Origin of the sequence: Desulfosporosinus orientis DSM 765 (assembly GCF_000235605.1) — a bacterium.
GTDB classification, from domain to species: Bacteria; Bacillota; Desulfitobacteriia; order Desulfitobacteriales; family Desulfitobacteriaceae; genus Desulfosporosinus; species Desulfosporosinus orientis.
In genome coordinates, this window is sequence record NC_016584.1 from 1,586,857 (window position 1) to 1,608,568 (window position 21,712).

The 21,712-nt window shown below is 45.0% G+C and carries 13 protein-coding genes, 1 tRNA gene and 3 rRNA genes; 12 read left to right on the forward strand and 5 right to left on the reverse strand.

The window, feature by feature from the left end; all coding sequences use genetic code 11:
- Nucleotide 1: 1 nt before the first annotated feature.
- The gene (locus DESOR_RS07415; RefSeq protein WP_014183994.1) at nucleotides 2–1,186 is read right to left on the reverse strand and encodes an N-acetylmuramoyl-L-alanine amidase; all 1,185 of its coding nucleotides are present in this window, start codon (nucleotides 1,184–1,186) and stop codon (nucleotides 2–4) included.
- Nucleotides 1,187–1,301: 115 nt separating this feature from the next.
- Between DESOR_RS07415 and DESOR_RS07420 the strand changes: the two genes are divergently transcribed.
- The 6 genes from DESOR_RS07420 to DESOR_RS07445 all read left to right on the forward strand — a co-directional run bounded on the left by DESOR_RS07420 (nucleotide 1,302) and on the right by DESOR_RS07445 (nucleotide 7,705).
- A complete protein-coding gene (locus DESOR_RS07420) occupies nucleotides 1,302–1,613 on the forward strand; it encodes a hypothetical protein (protein WP_014183995.1) in 312 nt (103 codons plus the stop codon).
- Nucleotides 1,614–2,008: 395 nt separating this feature from the next.
- A 16S ribosomal RNA gene (locus tag DESOR_RS07425) occupies nucleotides 2,009–3,574 on the forward strand.
- A 194-nt stretch (nucleotides 3,575–3,768) separates the two neighbouring features.
- Nucleotides 3,769–3,844, forward strand: a tRNA-Ala gene (locus DESOR_RS07430).
- A gap of 130 nt (nucleotides 3,845–3,974) precedes the next feature.
- Nucleotides 3,975–6,889, forward strand: a 23S ribosomal RNA gene (locus DESOR_RS07435).
- Nucleotides 6,890–7,006: 117 nt separating this feature from the next.
- A 5S ribosomal RNA gene (rrf, locus tag DESOR_RS07440) occupies nucleotides 7,007–7,122 on the forward strand.
- The 16S, 23S and 5S rRNA genes sit together here with 1 tRNA gene alongside, the layout of an rRNA operon.
- 223 nt (nucleotides 7,123–7,345) lie before the next feature.
- Entirely contained in the window at nucleotides 7,346–7,705 is a 360-nt protein-coding gene (locus DESOR_RS07445) for a hypothetical protein (RefSeq protein ID WP_014183996.1), read from the forward strand.
- A gap of 79 nt (nucleotides 7,706–7,784) precedes the next feature.
- Here the strand turns inward: DESOR_RS07445 and DESOR_RS07450 are convergent, their stop codons facing one another.
- The 4 genes from DESOR_RS07450 to DESOR_RS07465 all read right to left on the reverse strand — a co-directional run bounded on the left by DESOR_RS07450 (nucleotide 7,785) and on the right by DESOR_RS07465 (nucleotide 12,344).
- A complete protein-coding gene (locus DESOR_RS07450; protein WP_014183997.1) occupies nucleotides 7,785–9,806 on the reverse strand; it encodes an ABC transporter permease in 2,022 nt (673 codons plus the stop codon).
- Nucleotides 9,796–10,563, reverse strand: coding sequence for an ABC transporter ATP-binding protein (locus DESOR_RS07455; protein ID WP_014183998.1), 768 nt, complete (start codon nucleotides 10,561–10,563; stop codon nucleotides 9,796–9,798). The genes DESOR_RS07450 and DESOR_RS07455 overlap by 11 nt, the downstream gene beginning before the upstream one ends.
- A gap of 81 nt (nucleotides 10,564–10,644) precedes the next feature.
- Nucleotides 10,645–11,679 (reverse strand): sensor histidine kinase, encoded by a 1,035-nt coding sequence (locus tag DESOR_RS07460; RefSeq protein WP_014183999.1) that lies wholly within the window; start codon nucleotides 11,677–11,679, stop codon nucleotides 10,645–10,647.
- Complete coding sequence (locus DESOR_RS07465) at nucleotides 11,676–12,344, reverse strand: response regulator transcription factor (protein ID WP_014184000.1); 669 nt, start codon at nucleotides 12,342–12,344, stop codon at nucleotides 11,676–11,678. Before DESOR_RS07465 ends, DESOR_RS07460 begins: the two co-directional genes overlap by 4 nt.
- A gap of 751 nt (nucleotides 12,345–13,095) precedes the next feature.
- Here DESOR_RS07465 and cobO point away from each other — a divergent pair.
- The 6 genes from cobO (at nucleotide 13,096) to DESOR_RS07500 (ending at nucleotide 21,707) form a co-directional block, all read left to right on the forward strand.
- Nucleotides 13,096–13,614 carry a cob(I)yrinic acid a,c-diamide adenosyltransferase gene (cobO, locus tag DESOR_RS07475; RefSeq protein ID WP_014184002.1) on the forward strand — a complete coding sequence of 173 codons (519 nt, stop codon included), beginning with the start codon at nucleotides 13,096–13,098 and terminating at the stop codon, nucleotides 13,612–13,614.
- Entirely contained in the window at nucleotides 13,611–14,567 is a 957-nt protein-coding gene (meaB, locus tag DESOR_RS07480; RefSeq protein WP_014184003.1) for a methylmalonyl Co-A mutase-associated GTPase MeaB, read from the forward strand. Before cobO ends, meaB begins: the two co-directional genes overlap by 4 nt.
- Nucleotides 14,560–16,197 carry an acyl-CoA mutase large subunit family protein gene (locus DESOR_RS07485; protein WP_014184004.1) on the forward strand — a complete coding sequence of 546 codons (1,638 nt, stop codon included), beginning with the start codon at nucleotides 14,560–14,562 and terminating at the stop codon, nucleotides 16,195–16,197. The genes meaB and DESOR_RS07485 overlap by 8 nt, the downstream gene beginning before the upstream one ends.
- Before the next feature lie 25 nt (nucleotides 16,198–16,222).
- Entirely contained in the window at nucleotides 16,223–16,633 is a 411-nt protein-coding gene (locus tag DESOR_RS07490; RefSeq protein WP_014184005.1) for a cobalamin B12-binding domain-containing protein, read from the forward strand.
- Nucleotides 16,634–16,651: 18 nt separating this feature from the next.
- Nucleotides 16,652–17,176 (forward strand): DUF6125 family protein, encoded by a 525-nt coding sequence (locus tag DESOR_RS07495; protein WP_014184006.1) that lies wholly within the window; start codon nucleotides 16,652–16,654, stop codon nucleotides 17,174–17,176.
- Between the two features lie 367 nt (nucleotides 17,177–17,543).
- Nucleotides 17,544–21,707: a fibronectin type III domain-containing protein gene (locus DESOR_RS07500; protein WP_014184007.1), complete on the forward strand. Its 4,164-nt coding sequence runs from the start codon at nucleotides 17,544–17,546 to the stop codon at nucleotides 21,705–21,707.
- The last annotated feature ends 5 nt before the right edge of the window (nucleotides 21,708–21,712 follow it).

A 21,712-nucleotide genomic window follows, 5' to 3' on the forward strand; every position in this document is an offset into this window, starting at 1 on the left:
TTTAAACTCCAAGCTGGGGACTAAAGGTTCGATCCAGGAAGATGTGTCCGCCGATGGAGTCGCCGAATTCGCCATTGACAAGAATTCTGACTTTACTAATTCCCGGGATTTGAGTCATTGACCAAACAATAGACCGTAAGGTTAATTCCTCGCCTAAAGCCCCGCCAAGGAAATCATCCCGAATATCCTTACTAAAGTCGATGGTTGCTACTCCATTTTGAGTAGTAATGGATAATATTTTGGTAGTTGGAGCTATGGTAGGATTTAGTTTACTGGAAAGAGGGCCTTGAATGAGTTCGCTCATGATAAGGCTTGCTTTTTGGGCTAAATCGAGTTTTGACCATAGGGATGGGTTGAATTCTCGATTTTCCGGAACGAGGCTTTCGAAAGTTTCACTGGAGAAATAAAGTTTATAAGTATTATCTTTAATAGCAGGAGGCTCATCTTGGGCCACCGTTGGCGCACTGTCTGGGACACCTGTGGGATAAGCTTTGAAGTAATTCTCCACCCCGTTTCCGATTGCCTCGGCTACCTGGCTGCGGTAATCCTCGGATTGTAATAATTTTCGTTCTTTGGAATTGGAAATAAAACCGACTTCAACAATATTAGCGGGGATTTCTGTTTGGTTAAGTAAATAGTAATCCCCTGCTTTGGCTTTGCGCTTATTGTCCGGCTGAACCAGGGCAAGCTGTTCCTGAATAATTTCTGCCAGAGCTTTTCCTGCCGGAGACTTTAGATGATAGTAGGTTTCCATTCCATATGAATTTCGTTTGGGAAAGCTGTTGGCGTGAATGCTGATAAATATATCGGCATTGTTTTCGGCTGCGATTCTAATTCGATTGTTTAATTCAGCTCGCTTAGCCATTCGGCCTTTGACAAATCCCGGCTGAAAAAAATCTTTGTCTGTCTCCCGGGTGAGAATCACCCGGCATCCTTTTACTGCTAAGACTTTACTTAAGCGCAAAGAAATATCTAAATTGATGTCCTTTTCTTTAAGTCCTGAACTCTGTGCCCCAGGATCAGCGCCTCCATGACCGGGGTCAATAACAATCACTTTATCCTTTAAACCAGAAGAGAATACAGAGGTCATTTTCAATGAGTAGGCTCCAAGCAGCAGAAACAGTGTGATAATGGCTCCTAAAACATAGGACTTGCGGATAAACAGGATCATTGGCCTTTCAAACATTATGGCTGTCCACTCCTTTCACAAGAGTCATCCCCATAATGTATATTGTAAGAATGTGTTTCGTAAACATAAATTGAGAAAAGTTTTCGTTTAATCTCTGAGAGGAGGAGTTGACTTGGGCTTGGTTATCCTTTCTGTCATTTTGTTTAATATCCCGTTTGGGTATTGGAGAGGGTATGTGCGAAAATTCTCAGGTCATTGGTTTTTGTCCATCCATTTACCGGTTCCTGTTATTGCCTGCCTTCGTTTGAGTTTAGGTTTAGGATGGGATTTAAGAACTTTTCTCATGTTTGTTGCAGCCTATGGCACAGGACAATGGTTAGGAGTTAAGTGGCATCGTCACTGGAGAAAAATCATGCGTGTAAGTGGTTGTTTATTCAGGGATATCCTGTGGAGTCGTTGGATTATTTTAATTTCTCGTTCATAGTTGTAACACTTTAGTTTGAATTACATATATTAGGGATATGTAAAGAGACATTACTTAAGATTGATAAGGTTTTTATGAAGTTTGCGCATATTTAGTTTAAAAATGTGAAATACTAGTTGACATCATGTTGGGATAATGCTATTATAACTGAGCGCCACAAAATGGCGAAATGATTTGCAAGAGGGAATTGTTCTCAAATTGTAAATCGAAAAAATAGTATTGACAACGAAAGTTGAAAATGCTAAGATATAGTTCCGGCCCAAACGAGGGCGAAAACAAAATGGTCTTTGGTCTTTGAAAACTAAACAACAAGGACAGCCAATGAGAGAGACTCGCAAGAGTTTCGAAATAAATCATGAGTCAATCATCTTCTTTAAAGAAGTTTGAGATAACTTTTTTTGGAGAGTTTGATCCTGGCTCAGGACGAACGCTGGCGGCGTGCCTAACACATGCAAGTCGAACGGAGAATTGAATAAGCTTGCTTAGACAATTCTTAGTGGCGGACGGGTGAGTAACGCGTGGGTAACCTGCCCATAAAGCCGGGACAACCCTTGGAAACGAGGGCTAATACCGGATAATCTTAAGCCTTGGCATCAAGGTATAAGGAAAGATGGCCTCTGAAGATGCTATCGATTATGGATGGACCCGCGTCTGATTAGCTAGTTGGTGGGGTAAAGGCCTACCAAGGCGACGATCAGTAGCCGGCCTGAGAGGGTGAACGGCCACACTGGGACTGAGACACGGCCCAGACTCCTACGGGAGGCAGCAGTGGGGAATCTTCCGCAATGGACGAAAGTCTGACGGAGCAACGCCGCGTGTATGATGAAGGTCTTCGGATTGTAAAGTACTGTCATTGGGGAAGAACGGTCTTTTTGAAAATATTGAGGAGACATGACGGTACCCAAGGAGGAAGCCCCGGCTAACTACGTGCCAGCAGCCGCGGTAATACGTAGGGGGCGAGCGTTGTCCGGAATTATTGGGCGTAAAGGGCGCGTAGGCGGATGCTTAAGTCCGGTGTGAAAGATCAGGGCTCAACCCTGAGAGTGCATCGGAAACTGGGTATCTTGAGGACAGGAGAGGAAAGTGGAATTCCACGTGTAGCGGTGAAATGCGTAGATATGTGGAGGAACACCAGTGGCGAAGGCGACTTTCTGGACTGTAACTGACGCTGAGGCGCGAAAGCGTGGGGAGCAAACAGGATTAGATACCCTGGTAGTCCACGCCGTAAACGATGAGTGCTAGGTGTAGAGGGTATCGACCCCTTCTGTGCCGCAGTTAACACAATAAGCACTCCGCCTGGGGAGTACGGCCGCAAGGTTGAAACTCAAAGGAATTGACGGGGGCCCGCACAAGCGGTGGAGCATGTGGTTTAATTCGACGCAACGCGAAGAACCTTACCAGGGCTTGACATCCACAGAACTCCGTGGAAACATGGAGGTGCCCTTCGGGGAGCTGTGAGACAGGTGGTGCATGGTTGTCGTCAGCTCGTGTCGTGAGATGTTGGGTTAAGTCCCGCAACGAGCGCAACCCCTGTATTTAGTTGCTAACGAGTAAGGTCGAGCACTCTAGATAGACTGCCGGTGACAAACCGGAGGAAGGTGGGGATGACGTCAAATCATCATGCCCCTTATGTCCTGGGCTACACACGTGCTACAATGGCCGGTACAGACGGAAGCGAAGCCGCGAGGTGAAGCCAATCCGAGAAAGCCGGTCTCAGTTCGGATTGCAGGCTGCAACTCGCCTGCATGAAGTCGGAATCGCTAGTAATCGCAGGTCAGCATACTGCGGTGAATACGTTCCCGGGCCTTGTACACACCGCCCGTCACACCACGAAAGTCTGCAACACCCGAAGCCGGTGGGGTAACCCGTAAGGGAGCTAGCCGTCGAAGGTGGGGCCGATGATTGGGGTGAAGTCGTAACAAGGTAGCCGTATCGGAAGGTGCGGCTGGATCACCTCCTTTCTAAGGAGAACGGTTTAAGGTCTAGGCTTTAAACGAACATCCTATTGGTCGGTGCTTTCGAAGAACGAAGCTGAGAAGCTTGGTTTGGAGAAAGATCAATAAGAGTCGTAAGACTCAAGCCGAGGGATCGGCAACTCATTGGATTGAAGCTGTTGTTTAGTTTTGAGAGACCAGGAATGGTTTCTTTACAATGTGGGGGTATAGCTCAGCTGGGAGAGCGCTTGAATGGCATTCAAGAGGTCAGCGGTTCGATCCCGCTTACCTCCACCAATTTATATGTTCTTTGGTCTTGTTCTTTGAAAACTGCATAGAGAAAAGTAAATGCGAGTAAAGTCGAGAATTCACAACGAAAGGTCTGGTAACACAGACGTTTCGAATAAACCTAAAAGTAGCAAGAGTAGGTCAAGCTACTAAGGGCGTACGGTGGATGCCTAGGCGCTAAGAGTCGAAGAAGGGCGCGGTTAACAGCGAAATGCCACGGGGAATCGTAAGCAGGTATTGATCCGTGGATACCCGAATGGGGCAACCCAACCGGAGTCATGTCCGGTTATCATTAGCTGAATCCATAGGTTAATGAAGACAACCCGGGGAACTGAAACATCTAAGTACCCGGAGGAAAAGAAAGAATCATCGATTCCCTAAGTAGCGGCGAGCGAACGGGGAAGAGCCCAAACCAGTCCCCTTGGGGGCTGGGGTTGTAGGACCCTCTTTTAAGAATGGATTTCTAGTCGAACAGATCTGGAAAGGTCGAGCAAAGAAGGTAACACTCCTGTAGACGAAAGGAAAACATTCTGTGAGGGAATCCTGAGTACCGCGGGACACGTGAAACCCCGTGGGAAGCAGGGAGGACCACCTCCCAAGGCTAAATACTACTTAGCGACCGATAGCGAACCAGTACCGTGAGGGAAAGGTGAAAAGCACCTCGGAAGAGGAGTGAAAAAGAACCTGAAACCGTGCGCTTACAAGCAGTCACAGCACGTAAGGTGTAGTGGCGTGCCTTTTGTAGAATGAACCGGCGAGTTACGGTATGTAGCGAGGTTAAGACGGGAAGTCGGAGCCGAAGCGAAAGCGAGTCTGAAAAGGGCGAAGAGTTACATGCTGTAGACCCGAAACCGTGTGATCTACCCATGGCCAGGGTGAAGGTGGGGTAAAACCCACTGGAGGCCCGAACTCACTGTCGTTGAAAAGGCAGGGGATGAGCTGTGGGTAGGGGTGAAATGCCAATCGAACACGGAGATAGCTGGTTCTCCCCGAAATAGCTTTAGGGCTAGCCTCAATTGATGAATGACGGCGGTAGAGCACTGAATAGGCTAGGGGCCTTACCAGGTTACCGAACCTTATCAAACTCCGAATGCCGTTATGTTTAGATTGGGAGTCAGACTGTGGGTGATAAGATTCATAGTCAAAAGGGAAACAGCCCAGACCATCAGCTAAGGTCCCCAAGTATACACTAAGTGGGAAAGGATGTGGAATTGCTCAGACAACCAGGATGTTGGCTCAGAAGCAGCCACCATTTAAAGAGTGCGTAATAGCTCACTGGTCGAGTGGTTCTGCGCCGAAAATGTAACGGGGCTCAAGTGTATCACCGAAGCTATGGCTTGCGCTTCATGCGCAGGGGTAGGGGAGCGTTCTATCAGCAGAGAAGTCAAACTGGAAGGTTTGGTGGAGTGGATAGAAGTGAGAATGCCGGTATGAGTATGCGAAAAGGAAGGTGAGAATCCTTCCCGCCGAAAATCTAAGGATTCCTGGGGAAGGCTCGTCCGCCCAGGGTAAGTCGGGACCTAAGCCGAGGCCGAAAGGCGTAGGTGATGGACAACTGGTTGAAATTCCAGTACCACCTAGAAATGTTTGAGCAATGGGGTGACACAGAAGGATAGGTTAAGCCAGCCGTTGGTCGAGCTGGCCCAAGCGAGTAGGATGTAGGGCAGGCAAATCCGCCCTGCGAGAATCTGAGACGTGATGGGGAGTCGAACATAAGTAGCGAAGTAACCAACTCCAAGCTGTCAAGAAAAGCCTCTAGTGAGTGACTAGGTGCCCGTACCGTAAACCGACACAGGTAGATGGGGTGAGAAACCTAAGGCGCGCGAGAAAACCCTCGTTAAGGAACTCGGCAAAATGGCCCCGTAACTTCGGGAGAAGGGGCGCTCTTAGCAATAAGAGCCGCAGAGAAAAGGTCCAGGCGACTGTTTAACAAAAACACAGGTCCCTGCTAATCCGAAAGGAGATGTATAGGGGCTGACACCTGCCCGGTGCTGGAAGGTTAAGAGGAGAGGTTAGGGGTAACCCGAAGCTTTGAATTGAAGCCCCAGTAAACGGCGGCCGTAACTATAACGGTCCTAAGGTAGCGAAATTCCTTGTCAGGTAAGTTCTGACCCGCACGAAAGGTGTAACGATCTGGACACTGTCTCAACGAGGGACTCGGCGAAATTGTAATACCCGTGAAGATGCGGGTTACCTGCGACAGGACAGAAAGACCCCATGGAGCTTTACTGCAGCTTGACATTGGATTTTGGTATAAAATGTACAGGATAGGTGGGAGACTAAGAAGCTAGGGCGCCAGCCTTGGTGGAGTCGACGGTGGGATACCACTCTTTTTGTACTGAAATTCTAACCTGGGCCCCTGAATCGGGGTTAGGGACAGTATCAGGTGGGCAGTTTGACTGGGGCGGTCGCCTCCTAAAGAGTAACGGAGGCGCCCAAAGGTTCCCTCAGCGCGGTTGGAAATCGCGCGCAGAGTGTAAAGGCAAAAGGGAGCTTGACTGCGAGACCAACAAGTCGAGCAGGGACGAAAGTCGGGCTTAGTGATCCGGTGGTACCGAGTGGAAGGGCCATCGCTCAACGGATAAAAGCTACCCTGGGGATAACAGGCTTATCTCCCCCAAGAGTCCATATCGACGGGGAGGTTTGGCACCTCGATGTCGGCTCATCGCATCCTGGGGCTGTAGTAGGTCCCAAGGGTTGGGCTGTTCGCCCATTAAAGCGGTACGTGAGCTGGGTTCAGAACGTCGTGAGACAGTTCGGTCCCCTATCCGTCGCAGGCGCAGGAAATTTGAGAGGATCTGTCCCTAGTACGAGAGGACCGGGATGGACGAATCCCTGGTGTACCAGTTGTTTCGCCAGAGGCACAGCTGGGTAGCTATATTCGGATCGGATAAGCGCTGAAAGCATCTAAGCGCGAAACCGGCCTCAAGATGAGATTTCCCACGAGCGTAAGCTCGGTAAGACCCCTGAAGGAAGATCAGGTAGATAGGCCAGGTGTGGAAGCGCGGTGACGTGTGGAGCTGACTGGTACTAATCGGTCGAGGGCTTGACCTAAGAGTTGCGAAAAAGGTTTGAGTGGCTCAGGTTCAAAGATGATACTTGCAAAAGCGACGATCTATGCAGTTTTGAGAGAACAGCGATCCATCCAAAGGAAAGCGAAGATCTCAGACATCTGGTGATAATGCCGGAGGGGTTCCACCCGTTCCCATACCGAACACGGAAGTTAAGACCTCCAGGGCCGATGATACTTGGGGCATAGCCCCTGGGAAAGCAGGACATCGCCAGGTAACAGGCGAGAGACTATCTCTAATGAGGTAGTCTCTCTTTATGTTTGGCTCTTCACAACAATTGGTTGAATTCGAGACTTTTAGTTTAGTGATATAATATGTAACATAAACTGGAAGGAGCTGGAGCTTTTAAGTTGAATTACAGGGCCTCCAGATGACAGAGCAGTTATTTCGTTATTGCTTGTTAGATACTATACAGAATTGGAGAGGAGGGGTCTTTTAGTTGTTTTTAGCTATAAAAAGTAACAAATTATTTTGGATAATTCCACTTATCGGTATTTTGATAAGCGTATATTATTGGTTGAGTTTTAGATTGTTTTCCAACCTTACCCAGTTTTGGCTAGTTGGCATTTTATTATCATTTGCACTTACATTCATTCTTCATAAATTTTTAAAACTATGGCAAATACCTATTTTAGTATTCAGTCTAGACTTAGTTTATCATTATATTTTTACCAGTAGCGGTGAAGTGGCAATAGCTTACTATTTAGTTGAAATACCTTTCATTGTTTTAACAATCTTATTTACAATTTGGATTTATATTGTTAGGTTGGTTAAAAATGGGGTGATTGAGGGAGATTAAACAGCTTGGTATGTCCCAAATTCGCCGGCGCAGGCGAATTTGGGGAGTCGGGGTTCCGCCCGTTCGGGATCCACACTACTCATTGTAACTTGTTGTGAAGTATTATATTTCTGCTGCAACAGTAAGTTGCGATGAAATACGCCCCATATACGAAAAGAATTATGCTGGCAGTCACCAAAGTGTTTGCGGTGGCATTGAGGCTGCCGACCATACGCACAGCATCATTTGCTACTTTAATTCCAACAATTGAATGAATACAGGCAACAGCCAAGGGGATTAAGAAATAAATTGCAGTCTGTTTAAAAATTGCTTGGCTTATTTGCTTGTTATCTGCGCCAATTTTCTTAAGGATAGCGTACCTATGCTTATTGTCAGCGGCCTCGGAAAGCTGTTGCATAGCAAGTACGGCAGCACTTGTAATCAGAAATATAATTCCGACATAGATCCCTACAAAGGCTATAATAGCTTTTGAGCCACCGCCTTGAGCTACTATTGCGTTTTTTGAAGCTACTTCCATCTTTTCCGACGGTGCCTTTGGCGATGCTTTAAAGGCATTGAGGAAACTATCTTGCTGAGCGATGGAATCTCCCTGGCAATCAAAACATAGTACACTTTTGACCACAGCCCCGTCGGCAGCCATCTTATCCGGAAAAATAAGCAGCATCATGCTATCGCTGTCGTTCTCAATTCCTTTTGCCTGTAACTGAGGGTAGACAGAGAATTCAGTACCGTTGAGATTAAGCTTGTTTCCTTGGGCGATAAATTGCTTAAGGCATTCCTGGTAATCTGCGTCCGCCCAGGCAAATTGCGTAAGGACAGCTGCCTGATTGTCCGCTAAGGTAATTTCCTGTTCCTTTTTTAGATCAAGGATTTTGTTATAGTCAGAAAGTGTCATGAAATAAATCGGCAGCGGGTAAATTTTTTTTTGGATCGTATCTTCAGAGCCTTGCGGGAGATACTTCTCAACCTTTTGAAAAACCAGTCCGGCGGTCAACGCCTGTGGCTTATATTTATAAATCTTATACTGACTAATGCCGGAAGCATATTTATTGACATCAATGCCGTTTTTCTCAGACAATTCCCGGATAATATTTACATCTCCCTCTGACCGAACACTGATATCGAAGGGAGCAGCATCCGCGTAACCTTTATTGAGCACACTGGTCATTCCGATGGCCGTCGAGAAAATTCCAATTGTTACAAACAACATTAAGCTAATAAAGGACATGGAAATGTAGGCTGTGTTGATCCGGCTGCTAATTTGCCGCATGATGAACATATTTAGTCTTCTGTAATATACACCTTCATTTGCTTTAAAAAAGTTAATGATTGAACCGGACAAAGACGCAAAAAGCAAAAAGGTTCCCACTGCTCCAAGAATACATTCGATGATGATTTTGCGGTCAAAGGTAGCAATTCCATATTTTAGTGCCATCTTATAGCCCAAGCCAATGAATATAATCGCAAGAACAATCATTAGAAAGGTAATGATTGGTTTTCTGACCCACTGTTTCTCATTCTGCTTTCCAGCGTTAATCAGATCAATAAGTTTATATTTGGAGATTGACAAAGTATTGACGGCAATTGCAATTAAAAAAATAATCCCGAAATACAGGATAGTTTTGAGCAGTGCGTTTAAGGAAAATATGAAAGTATAAGCTGTCATATCTACCTGAAAAAGGCTTGCTGTCACAACAGACAGCCCCTGAGAAAGGAAAATACCTGCCAAAAGTCCCGCTGTGAGAGAGAAAATGCCAATGACAAATGTTTCGATAATGAGGATTGCAGATACCTTGGATTTCTCCATACCCAGAGTCATGTATACCCCAAATTCCCGCTTTCTTCTTTTGATAAGGAAATTATTGGCATAGACAATTAAGAAGCCAAGGATAAACGAAATAAATACAGATATGACGTTCATAATCCGGGTGATTGATTTCATAATCTCAAAAGCTGACTCTGATATGTGCATCATTGCCTTTTGGGCTTCAATTGAGTTAAATACATAGAAAAGACAGACACCGAACGAAAGCGTGAGAAAATAAAGCGTATAATTTGAAAAGCTCTTTTTGACATTGCGGAGGGATAGCTTAAAGTACATTGACTGTGTCACCTCCGAGAAGGGATACGACCTCGATGATTTTGACAAAAAACTCCTTTCGGGAAGCATTGCCCCGGATCAGCTCATTGAACAGCTTTCCGTCCTTAATAAAAAGAATCCTTTGGCAGTAGCTTGCTGTGAAAGCGTCATGGGTTACCATTAGAATGGTGGCACCAAACTCTTGGTTCAGACTTCCAAGGCATTCCATTAACATTCTGGCTGACTTTGAGTCCAGTGCGCCAGTTGGTTCGTCGGCCAGAATGAGCGCCGGATTCATAATGATTGCTCGCGCCGCTGCAATCCGTTGGCGCTGACCACCGGACAGTTCGTATGGAAATTTTCCAATAATATCTTCAATCTCCAATTTTGTTGCCAGCTCATGTACTTTTTTCAGCGCAGCCTTATGATCAATTCCTGCGATTGAAAGGGGAAGGATAATATTTTCCAGCCCAGTCAAGGTATCAAGCAGATTATAATCCTGAAACATAAAGCCAAGCTCCTCAAGTCTGAACTTTGCCAGCTGCCGGCTTTTCATGGCAGTGATATCCTTACCTCTGATCTGAATGCTGCCTGTGGTTACGGAATCGACAGTGGAGATGCAGTTAAGCAGGGTTGTCTTTCCGCTGCCGCTTGACCCCATGATTCCGGTAAATTCGCCTTCATTTACATTGAAGCTTACCTGATTCAGCGCCTTGGTTAGATTTCCTTTGTTGCCATAGTATTTTTCAACATTTGCGACCTTTAAAATTTCACCCATAATGTCCTCCATATTTTTTATTTCTGGTTCAATTTTAAATGGGCCGGCAGGTGGTTCCCATAACTTTAGCTTACAGTAATCTTACATTTTTGTAAGCCGGACAATATTCGTCATTGAGTTTTTGGGAAAGACCAGTGTTATGGTTGTACCTTTTTCAAATGTCGATTCGGCGATAATTGATATCCCCAGTTTGTCACTCAGTTTTTGGCAAATGTAGAGCCCCATGCCTGTCGACTTGCCTCTGAGCCTTCCGTTTGTACCCGTAAAGCCTTTTTCAAAAACTCTCGGCAATTCACTTTGTTCAATGCCAATTCCATTGTCGGAAACCTGGAGGATGCAGGAGTTTTCTTCTTCTTGGGACGTTATCCGGATCCAGGCAGCTGAATCCTTGGCATACTTTATAGCGTTAATAATCAACTGATGCAGAATAAATTCAAGCCATTTTATATCAGAGTAGACCTTGTTATTTAAATTTTCCGCTGAAACCGAAATTCCTGAGCGAATCAACATAGAGGAGTTCCGTTTTAAGGCAGAGAAGACCGGCTTTTCAAGACTGATTTCCTTGATAATATAGTCCTTTTCAACCGCGTTGCTTTTTGCGTAATAAAGTACTTGTTCTACATAGCCTTCGATCTCGTCAAGCTCGTCCAGAACGCTGTTCAAAGGTTCGCTCCGGTTGTTTTGGGCGATCAGCTTAGATGATGAAATGGGTGTTTTTATTTCGTGTACCCAAAGTTCAATATATTCCCGGTATTCCTCTTGAATATTTTTGTAGTTGTTAATTTCTTCGAGACAGGCCTTGTTGGAACGCTTTAAAATGTCGTAAAACAAAGCGCCCTCATAAAATTCCGGTCTGGAAAGCACCTCGGCGATGAGGTTTTTCCGATCAATATTTTCAAATCTCAGCAAAAGCTCGTTGTAAAAGTTCCTTTTCTTAATAAATTCCGCAGTTAGGGGCATTAAGGCTCCAATGAGATAAATACAGCAGATCAAAGCTGAAAAGGCCTTTCCCCCTGCAGGATTCAAGGCGACCAGCATGGAAACAGACAAGACACATACAAAAGTATGACATAAAATATAGGCTGTTTTTTCCTTTAGAAAATCTTGAATGCTCATAGCATAATATACCCTTGGCCCCGGCGGGTTTCAATCACGTTCATCAAGCCTGTTTCTTCCAGCTTCCGGCGTAATCTAGTCATATTAACAGTCAGAGTATTGTCGTCAATGAACAGCTCGCTGTCCCATAGATAGCGCATCAACTCGTCACGACTGACAATAACGCCTTTTTTTTCGTATAAGCAGGTGAGGATTTTTAATTCATTTTTCGTAAGCTCCGCAGTCATGTTCCTGTATTCAAGGGAGCTTTTAGCCAGATTGACTGTGAAATTCCCGCAAAGCAGCTTTTCTGGCGGTGCTTCGTGATAGGCTCGTTTTAAAACCGTGGCAATTCTCGCTAGGAGAATTTGTGTGTTGTAGGGCTTAGTTACAAAATCGTCTGCCCCCAGGTTAATTGCCAATAGTTCATCTATTTCAGTGTCCCTGCTGGTTACGACAATAATGGGAACCTCGCTGACCTTTCGGATTTCCCGGCAGATATGATATCCATCATAAACAGGCAGGTTGATATCCAAGAGGATAAGCTGGGCAGCAGATGAAAGGATCAGCTCGATAATATTTGCAAAGTTTTCCGGCGCAAGACACTCATAACCGTTTTGAATTAGAAATTTGCACAGCTCATCTCGAATTTTTTTGTGATCCTCAATAACCATGATTTTTTTCACAGTTGTCACCTCACTCTTCGGTTGTTCAGTTCTTGAAGTCAAAATACTTTGTTAAGCCCCATTTCAATAAATGATAAAAGAGAACAATAATCCAAACAGGCCATATACCATACCAGGCTTTTTGAGTTTGATCGGTAAAACAATATAAGTACAATCCTAAAATAATGCAGCTGCTGTGATAAATTTCGCAATCAATTTGGCCTTTATATAAGTGGCTTTATTATTAGATTGATAAGATAGAGAAAATGATGGCTTGACCATTTGGACAAGGGCTAAACTAAACATGACAGTCGCAAATATGAAAGTACTTTTTATATAATCAAGGTTAGTTTGGAGAATATATTCCTCATGAGACAAGATATGTCACCTCTTTCCTTTCCAGCATTTTACCATTTGGAAGGTAATTCATACAACAAAGGAGATGCCGGCACACTATATAATAAGTAAATGAAGCTTATGTAGAGTAGGATGTAACGTCCTGAAAACGGTACAAATTTGTGTTAATGGTGTCCGCTTTCGGGACGTATGCCATGTTTTTTTGCTGGAATTGGAGGTATAAATTTATAATTTTTATGTTAAAACGAGTGCTTTTCTTGTAGAAAAAAGACATAAATTCACTTGTACGGATGTATGACGAGATATATATGCATAAATATCTAAAAATTCAGAAAAGTGGAATAAATATTGCAATTAAAAGCCTTTCAATCTGAGAAGGGAGGAAAATGTTTATTGAGAAGGGAGGTAAATAGGTATGGCTGGATTAGTATTGGTTTATACCGGAAATGGAAAGGGTAAGACAACGGCTGCCCTAGGTCTATGCTTAAGAGCATTGGGACATAACGAACGTGTTGGGTTTCTGCAATTCATGAAAGGAAGCAAGAATTATGGGGAAGTAAAGATGGCCGCAAAGCTGCCCAACTTTACACTCGTTCAATCTGGACAAGAGTCCTTTGTTTCATACGAAAACCCAGATCCAATTGACATTCAGATGGCTCAAGATGGATTTGAGTTAGCACGGCAATGGCTTGAAGAGGATCAATTTGACCTGATTGTCCTTGATGAAATCCTGGTCGCAGTGGCCTTTAAATTAATTACGGTAGAGCAAGTTATAGATTTAATCAAAAAGCGACCACTCCATCTTGATTTGGTTCTGACCGGACGTTACGCATCCTCTGAGTTCATGGAAATCGCAGATACTGTAACTGAGATGACAGAGCATCGGCATGCTTATCACCAAGGGGTTGAAGCAAAGGCGGGGATGGAATTTTGAACATAGAAAGGATCGATCAATTACTATCTCGGCTCTTTGAACAGGACCGGCGGGCAACGGCCAAAATCATTTCGTTGGTCGAAGATAACATTGAGAGAGCGTATATCATGCGTTCCATCCTGAAACAAACGGGTAAACAAATGGTCGTCGGAATTACAGGGCCGCCTGGTGCAGGAAAAAGCTCGTTAGTTGATGCCTTGACAAAATTTTATCGTTCGAAAGAGGAACGAGTCGGAATCGTCGCCGTTGATCCCAGCAGCCCGTATTCGGGCGGGGCGATTTTAGGGGATCGTATACGCATGCAAACCCATGGCACAGACCGTGATGTCTTTATTCGCAGCATGGGCACAAGGGGACATTTAGGAGGGGTTACGCGTTCAACAGCAGATGTATTAAGAATTTTAGAAGCCGGTGGATATCATCGGCTCCTTCTGGAAACCGTTGGAGTCGGGCAGTCTGAACTGGAAATTATGCGAATTTCAGATACCGTTGTGGTGGTCCTTAATCCAGGGACAGGGGATGGAATTCAGGCCATTAAAGCGGGGATTATGGAAATTGCCGATATCTTTGTAGTTAATAAATCCGATTTACCAGGGGCAGACCGAATGCGAAATGACATTGAAATGATGTTGAATTTAAGTTGTGATGGGAAGGCTTGGCGGCCTCCTGTTGTTCTAACCAGTGCCGTAAGCGGAAATGGTTTAGAGAGCCTATACGAAAAAATTAACACTCATCAAGCATATTTACTGGAATCCGGACAAAGAGACAGGCATCGCATCGAACGGCTTCGCCAGGAAACCTGGCGTCAGTGGGAAGATAAAGCCCTCGCTGCTTTTGAGAGCCTATGGGAAGCAACAAGGGAAACTTGGGAACATGCGGCTCAAGCGGATCCCTATGAAGTAGCCCGTTTGTTATGGGAAGAGCGTTTTAAGGGGGATAAATGGGATGAGTAACAATTTTTTGCGCTGGAAAGCAAACTATGAAGCTTTGAAAGAGCGAAAAGGACCATTTTTTACAGTTTCAAGTGTACCGATTGACCCACTCTATGCACCTGGAAATACCGCAGAGATTGATTACGAACGGGATCTGGCAAATCCCGGTGAGTATCCGTACACCAGGGGAGTCCGGACTAATATGTATCGCGGGCGCCTCTGGACAATGAGACAGTTCGCAGGGTTTGCCACAGCTAAAGAATCCAATGAACGGTATAAATTTTTACTAAGCCAAGGGCAAACAGGCTTAAGTGTTGCCTTTGATATGCCCACCATTATGGGCTATGACTCGGATCACCCCCGCGCTTATGGAGAAGTTGGCCGGGTCGGTGTAGCCATTGACTCTCTGCAGGATATGGAGATTTTGTTCAAAGATATTCCCCTTGACCGAGTCAGCACGTCTATGACCATCAATGCACCTGCATCGATTATTTGGTGCATGTATATTGTCGCCGCTGAAAAACAAGGTGTGTCAGCCAATAAATTAACAGGAACCATCCAGAATGATATCTTAAAAGAATATATTGCTCAGAAATCCTGGATTTTCCCACCGGAGCCATCCATCCGTTTAATCACCGATATCTTTAGCTTTGCCAAAGAAAATGTTCCCAAATGGAATACCATTAGTATCAGCGGTTATCACATACGGGAAGCCGGCGCTACAGCATTGCAGGAATTAGCCTTTACACTGGCCGACGGCTTTGCCTATGTCGAAGCAGGTATTAAAGCCGGCCTTGAAGTAGATGACTTTGCACCACGGTTATCCTTCTTCTTTAACTCTCACACCGATTTCTTTGAGGAAATAGCCAAATACCGAGCCGCCCGCAGAATCTGGGCCCGCCACATGAAAGAAAAGTATGGAGCCAAAAAAGAAGAAAGTCTCCTTCTGCGCTTCCATACACAAACAGCCGGCTGCTCTCTCACCGGGCAGCAGCCAGAAAACAATATAGTGAGAACTGCTTATCAGGCAATGGCAGCCGTTCTTGGGGGCACCCAATCCCTGCATACTAATTCCATGGACGAAGTCTTAGCGTTACCCACCGAAAAAGCCGTACAGATTGCTCTGCGAACCCAGCAAATCTTAGCCTATGAAACAGGTGTCGTTAATACAATCGATCCGTTGGCTGGCTCGTATTTTGTAGAAACCCTCACCAACCAAATGGAAGAGGGTGCAGAGGAGTATTTCCGAAAGATTGATGAGCTCGGCGGGGTGTTAGGTGCCATACGTGAGAACTTCTTCCAACAGGAAATCGCGGATGCAGCGTATCGCTATCAGCAAGAGATTGAAACCAAAGATCGAATTATTGTGGGCGTCAACGAATTTGTTATGGAAGAGAAACTGGCTATTGACCTCTTAAAGATAAATCCTGAAATTGAAAGGGCTCAAGCGCGCAGTGTCAAGGAATTAAGAGAACGCCGGGATAACCTCAGAGTTCAAAGCACATTGGCGGACATGAAGGAAGCAGCATTAGGAAATGAAAACATGATACCAAAGATCATTGATGCCGTACGGGCCTACGCTACGGAAGGAGAAATGATTGCCGTTCTCAAAGAAGTGTTTGGAGAATATCGGGAACAAGCGGTATTTTAGTAATAGTTTTTGGGAGGGGAACATAATGAAAGAGACTCGAATCCGTGTCTTGGTCGGGAAACCGGGCTTAGATGGTCATGACAGGGGGGCTAAAGTGATTGCCCGGGCACTGCGTGATGCAGGAATGGAAGTCATCTACTCCGGGTTGCATCAGACTCCGGAACAAATAGTAGAAGCAGCGATCCAGGAAGATGTTGATGTAATAGGAATAAGTGTACTATCTGGAGCGCACATGACAATTTTCCCGAGAATTAAGGAACTGCTCAAAGAGCAGAACGCCGAGGATATAGTATTGATGGGCGGGGGGACACTTCCAGAGGATGACATCGACTCACTTTTAGAGGACGGGCATGCGGAAGCGCTATTTACACCGGGAACACCGACGACGGAAATAGTAAGTTGGATAAGGGAGAAATTCGAGAGCAGCGAATCGTGAGAGGGGCTGATAAATAAATTGGTAACATTAAACTCTAAGGACGATCTAACCAGAGAACAAACCATAGAGTTATTGGAAGACTTTGCTAAACGTTGGATTGCACATGACGGACTATGGTTTCAGGCAATTGAACAAGTACGGGGTCTTGACGAAGCAGTTAAACATGATATTGAGGCTTGGCGAAAATTTACAGTCTTAGAAGCTAAACGCATCATGTCTTTCCTTAATTTACCCCAAAACGGGGGACTTGACGCCTTGGAAAGGGCTTTAAAGTTTCGGCTTTATGCCTTTCTCAATATTCAAGAGTACTCTAGACCAGATGACCACTCCTTAATATTTAAAATGCTTGACTGCCGTGTCCAGTCAGCTAGAAAACGCAAGAACCTTATTGACCACCCTTGCAAGCCCGTGGGAGAAGTCGAATACTCCTTATTCGCATCGACGATTGATCCGCGTATTAAAACATGTTGCATCGCTTGTCCACCTGATCCACATCCCGAAGAATTTTACTGCGGATGGAAGTTCACACTTGAAGAAGAATAATTTACTGAGACTTTCTCTGACTGTCATGATGTTCGCCCAAAAATTATTTCTCCTGAACTCCTATTGTATTGCGGATGGGACTTTGGATCTAGTCCTTAATGAGATAATAACATTGGATGTCGTCCACTGCTTTTTATACAGTAGTGGGCGACATCTTTTCATGTCATCCTAAAATTTAAACCATCATCGCTTTAAACAGGTTAATAAATAATTTACGATGATCTGCAGGAATTGTAATAAAAGGATAGAATTAGAAATTGGAATATTATATACATAATAGGTAATTAATTAAATATCCTACCAAAATATTACATGATATTTCTGTTAAAATTGGCTACATCAAAATTTTTCTAAAGGAGGCAGCGATGTGACTTTATCAATGATTGCCCATGGCACTGACGGCAGAGACGGTTTGGAAGCCGGCATTCATCTGAGATGGAGCTTTGATCCGGCCTTAGGTTTTCCCCTCGCAGGGTTTCGCCTTTATCGGCGGGCATCCCTTAGTTTAAATGCCGCTGGTGCTAAAATGACCTTTGAACAATTGGGAGACCTGGTTAAACCGCCGTATTCATGGAAGTTGGCTATTGGTAATAATGATTGCTCGGTAAGCTTAACTTCAACTCAAAGCACAATCCCAATTACTGGGATATTGGTTAACAACCAGAGGCGGAGTGCTCTGGCTATCGATGGAAAAGCGACGATAACCTTTTCCCAGGAGGTTCGAAATATCGAAATAGATGCTTATTTTTCGGATAACTGGAGTGCTGAATTAACGGCTAAAACCTGCGGTACAGCAGTAGAACGGCTGGAGGCCGTCGATATAGTCGGGCAAAAAACCTTCACTTTTTCAGCTCAAGGTATCAACTCTATCGACATGCAGGGAAAACATCTGCAAATATATGAAATTAGATTTTATAGTTGTGAGGATCTGACTGCCACTTGGGAAGGGCCGATTAATGAAAAAGGCGGCTTTGGCTTGCCAGTGAATATCAGCAAAGATTACATTTTGGATTTATTCAAGAAAAACCCAGGTATGGTTTATCCGGGTCATTCTCTAGCTCAGGACCTGAACGCTTATGGGTCTGATTGGCTATTAGCTGCTGCCCGCCTGCCGCGAAAAGTCTGGAAATGGTTTAGGGGTAAGAGATTTAGCGAACTGCAAGAGATTCTAAAACTCATAGTGGAAAATTCTAACCAAATGCCTATGGGCTGGCCGGTGCTAAACCTGGATGAAAAAAGCACAATTTCCTCTGCTGAAGCCCAGCCTGCAGAATTCCGCATACCTGCTCTGGATCTTGTCCTGATGGCAACTCTTAAGCCTTATATTGCCAGAATGTTAGGCTTATACTGGGTCGATAAAGATGTGGTCAGCGGACGATCCTACGATTATAAAATAGTTGCCGGCTGGCCTCAGGGAACCTTCTGGACTTTAGACTATTTAATGGATTTCGAAAAGTATTCAGTAGGGGAGAGTTTCTATTTCGTTGCTGCCATAGATAACCTGGTTTTTGAAACGTCTGATCGCGGGACGATTGTGAAACGGCCTTTGCCTCAGTTACAAATTAATCAGGGTTTACGCTATCAGCCTGGTTCCAGGGAGTTAAAAATTCGCTTCACAAGACCCGTTAAAGAGGTACAAGTCTTCCTGACTCATGAGTACAAAACCCTTAATATTGAGGCTTATCAGAATAATAGGATTGTTGATTCCTTAGTGTTTAGCAAGGCGGAAGGGCTGGCCGCTCTGCATTCCAGGGAAAATATTGATTTCATTACGATCAAAGGGATTTCTCCCCTCAGCAGAAAATCTTGCATTATTTTGTATAAACTTAGCACCGGAGAAACCTATATTCCCGAGGGTGAGTATCACTATATTCTCTACAATATCCGAAAAGAGTCTCCTAAGCCTGTGCCGCCCCCTGAGGGATTGCAGGTAGAGGGGCATATCGGTATGACTATGACACAAGACAATGGACAAGTAGCGGACAATCGTTATACTGCAGCCTTGTGCTGGGATTTACCAACCGCATCGGCTGATTATAACCTTGTCAGTTCTCCTGTTTCTTACCATGTCAAACGACAAACAGCCGGAAGTCCTCCAGAATTGCTGACTTGGGGACGCCCGGCAGTGATTACTGAAAAAGCTGCTCTTGAATCCTTACCCGACAGTCCGCCGATTTATTATACCGATACTTTGCCGGGCAAAGGACACTATCAGTACAGTATAGCGGCAGTTGATATATGGGGGAGGATCGGTTCTTATTCGAATTGGCAAGAATTAGTGCTTAAATCTGTCCTCCCGCCTCCCCCTGCCGATATAGAAGCAAAATATCTGGAAGCTGGAGATAATTATCTTAGCGCAGAAGAAGCAAAGCTAGTTGACCTAAACGAGAGTCAGCCTCTGTTAAAAGTACGCTGGAAATGGACAGATAACTTACAAAGGCAGGCTCCTGATGTTGTTTCATTTAATGTTTATTTTCAGCTTGGCTGGCTTAATTCAGTTCAGGGGTATCTCGCCGAGTCCCCTGCAGAAAAGGGTAACTTATTAGAGTTGATGACGTCCTATTTAAACCCGGATATTCCGGCAGATTCCTTTGCAGGTATGGAGTTAAGGCTTAGTCAAGAGACATATACCATCGTATCAAGTAAAAGAGCCCCAGACGGTAAGTTTATTTTATCCATCGATAAACCCATTCCTAAAGAAGATGACTTCCTTTCTATCGATTCAGAGACAGCAGCTATCAGTGAAGTTTATGAAAGGGGAGATTATTTACAAGTCAGACTTGCCAAACCAGAGCCCCTGGGACCAATCGGCAGTATTTCAGCTGCCTCTGACAAGGTTACGATTAATCAGATCAGTTATTCAGTAGTTGGGAATGAATTCATGTCGGCAGAGGACAACTCCTTTAACTTGATCACAGTAGCCAAACGATACCCTCAAAAAGGGGAATACTTTTCCGTAGTATGGCAGCCAACATCACCGGCTTATAAAGACTTTAGCAGCCCCTTAAGCTGGCAGCAGAAATTATTGAATGAGGGCGTTTCTAATGGTGAGCAGTACGAGGTCTATATCAAGAACCCGCCGTTGAGCTCTTCCCTTGAGGATAAAACTGTTTATGCGCAAATTGGGATTTCAGCTATTAATGATGATGGTGAAGGGCCAGTTTCCAGTCCGGCAGCAGTTATGGCAGTTTTCCGGGTAAAGCCGCCTGCCCAGCCTATTGCAGATGCACCTGGGGTCTATGCAACTTCGGCCAACTTTTATGGAAAATCCTCCTACGCAGTACGGTGGAGCAAAGATTCCACGCTTAAATATTTCGTTTATCGTGCCGTGGATGAAAACTTATTTGCTGTTGACGCCGAATTAAGACAGCAAACTACTTACGAAGGAATGACTGAGTCTGCCGCTAATGCTCTGATCAATGAATTAAAAGTGCTGGAAGGCATTACTGATGCCCAAGCAAACGAAAATTTGCGGAAGGAAATTTGGGAAAAAGTTATCAATCCCAGGAGTATTGATTATGCGCAGCTTTATCTAACCCCCCACAAGAATATTTTGTTTAAGGTCCTTGCTAATTTGCCGGGAAATGAGAAAGCCTTCGCCAAGCTTTATGAGAAGGCAATAGAAGCCAATGATCTCAAGTACAAGAACAGGCGAAATTACTGGGAAGAGGAGACAATGGCAGTTGATAATAATGCCCTTCTTTATGTTGACGATACCCTGGACGGTACAGCGGATAACTGTTATTTCTATCGGGTTCGTACCGTCAATGAAGTAGGTGCCCTGGGGGATTTTGGGCCGGCCACTTATCCTGTTTACATGCCTGCCGGGTCCCTCCAGGCAGTACCGCAAATTACCAGGATTGAGGGGGGCGACCGCCAAATCACCATAGAGTGGTCTCCCTGCCATGTGCCAAATTTGGCAGGATACCTGGTTTACAGGGCGGATTCAGAGGCGTTGGCCAAGGACATTCGCCGCATGATAATCCTGAAAAAGGATCCTGGTGACGCTTATTCGGTCACTGCGGGAACAAATTCTCTTTATATCGACCTAGGGATTGAGGGGGGCAAAAAATACTTTTACCGGGTTGTGGCTTTGTCAACGGTGGAAGAAAGAGGTTCAACTCTGGTGGTACGCTCTGCTCCATCTCTTCCCGCAGCGGGTCAAGCCTATGATCGGACCTCGCCGCTGCCTCCGGTGATAAGTCATCTGCAATGGGTCAAAGCCGGAAATGACGGTATAATTTACGGCCTTAACGATCCGTTACCCACCGGGGTATCGGCTTATAGCGCTGTGTACTTAGCATGGGATGCTTCCCAGCCCGACTTGAGTTGTCTGGTTCAATTTAAAGCCGCTGACAGCGGTCAGTTCAAAAATGCCTCGGGATGGCTGGCCAAGGGACAAAACAGCTTCCTTCATAAAAATGATGGAACTTATCATGATCTTGAATACAGGCTAAAGGTGGTCAATAAAGTTGGCAATATGAACATAGATTTCGCGCCGGCAGCTCTGGCTGCTCTGCCAAGTAATTAGAGGAG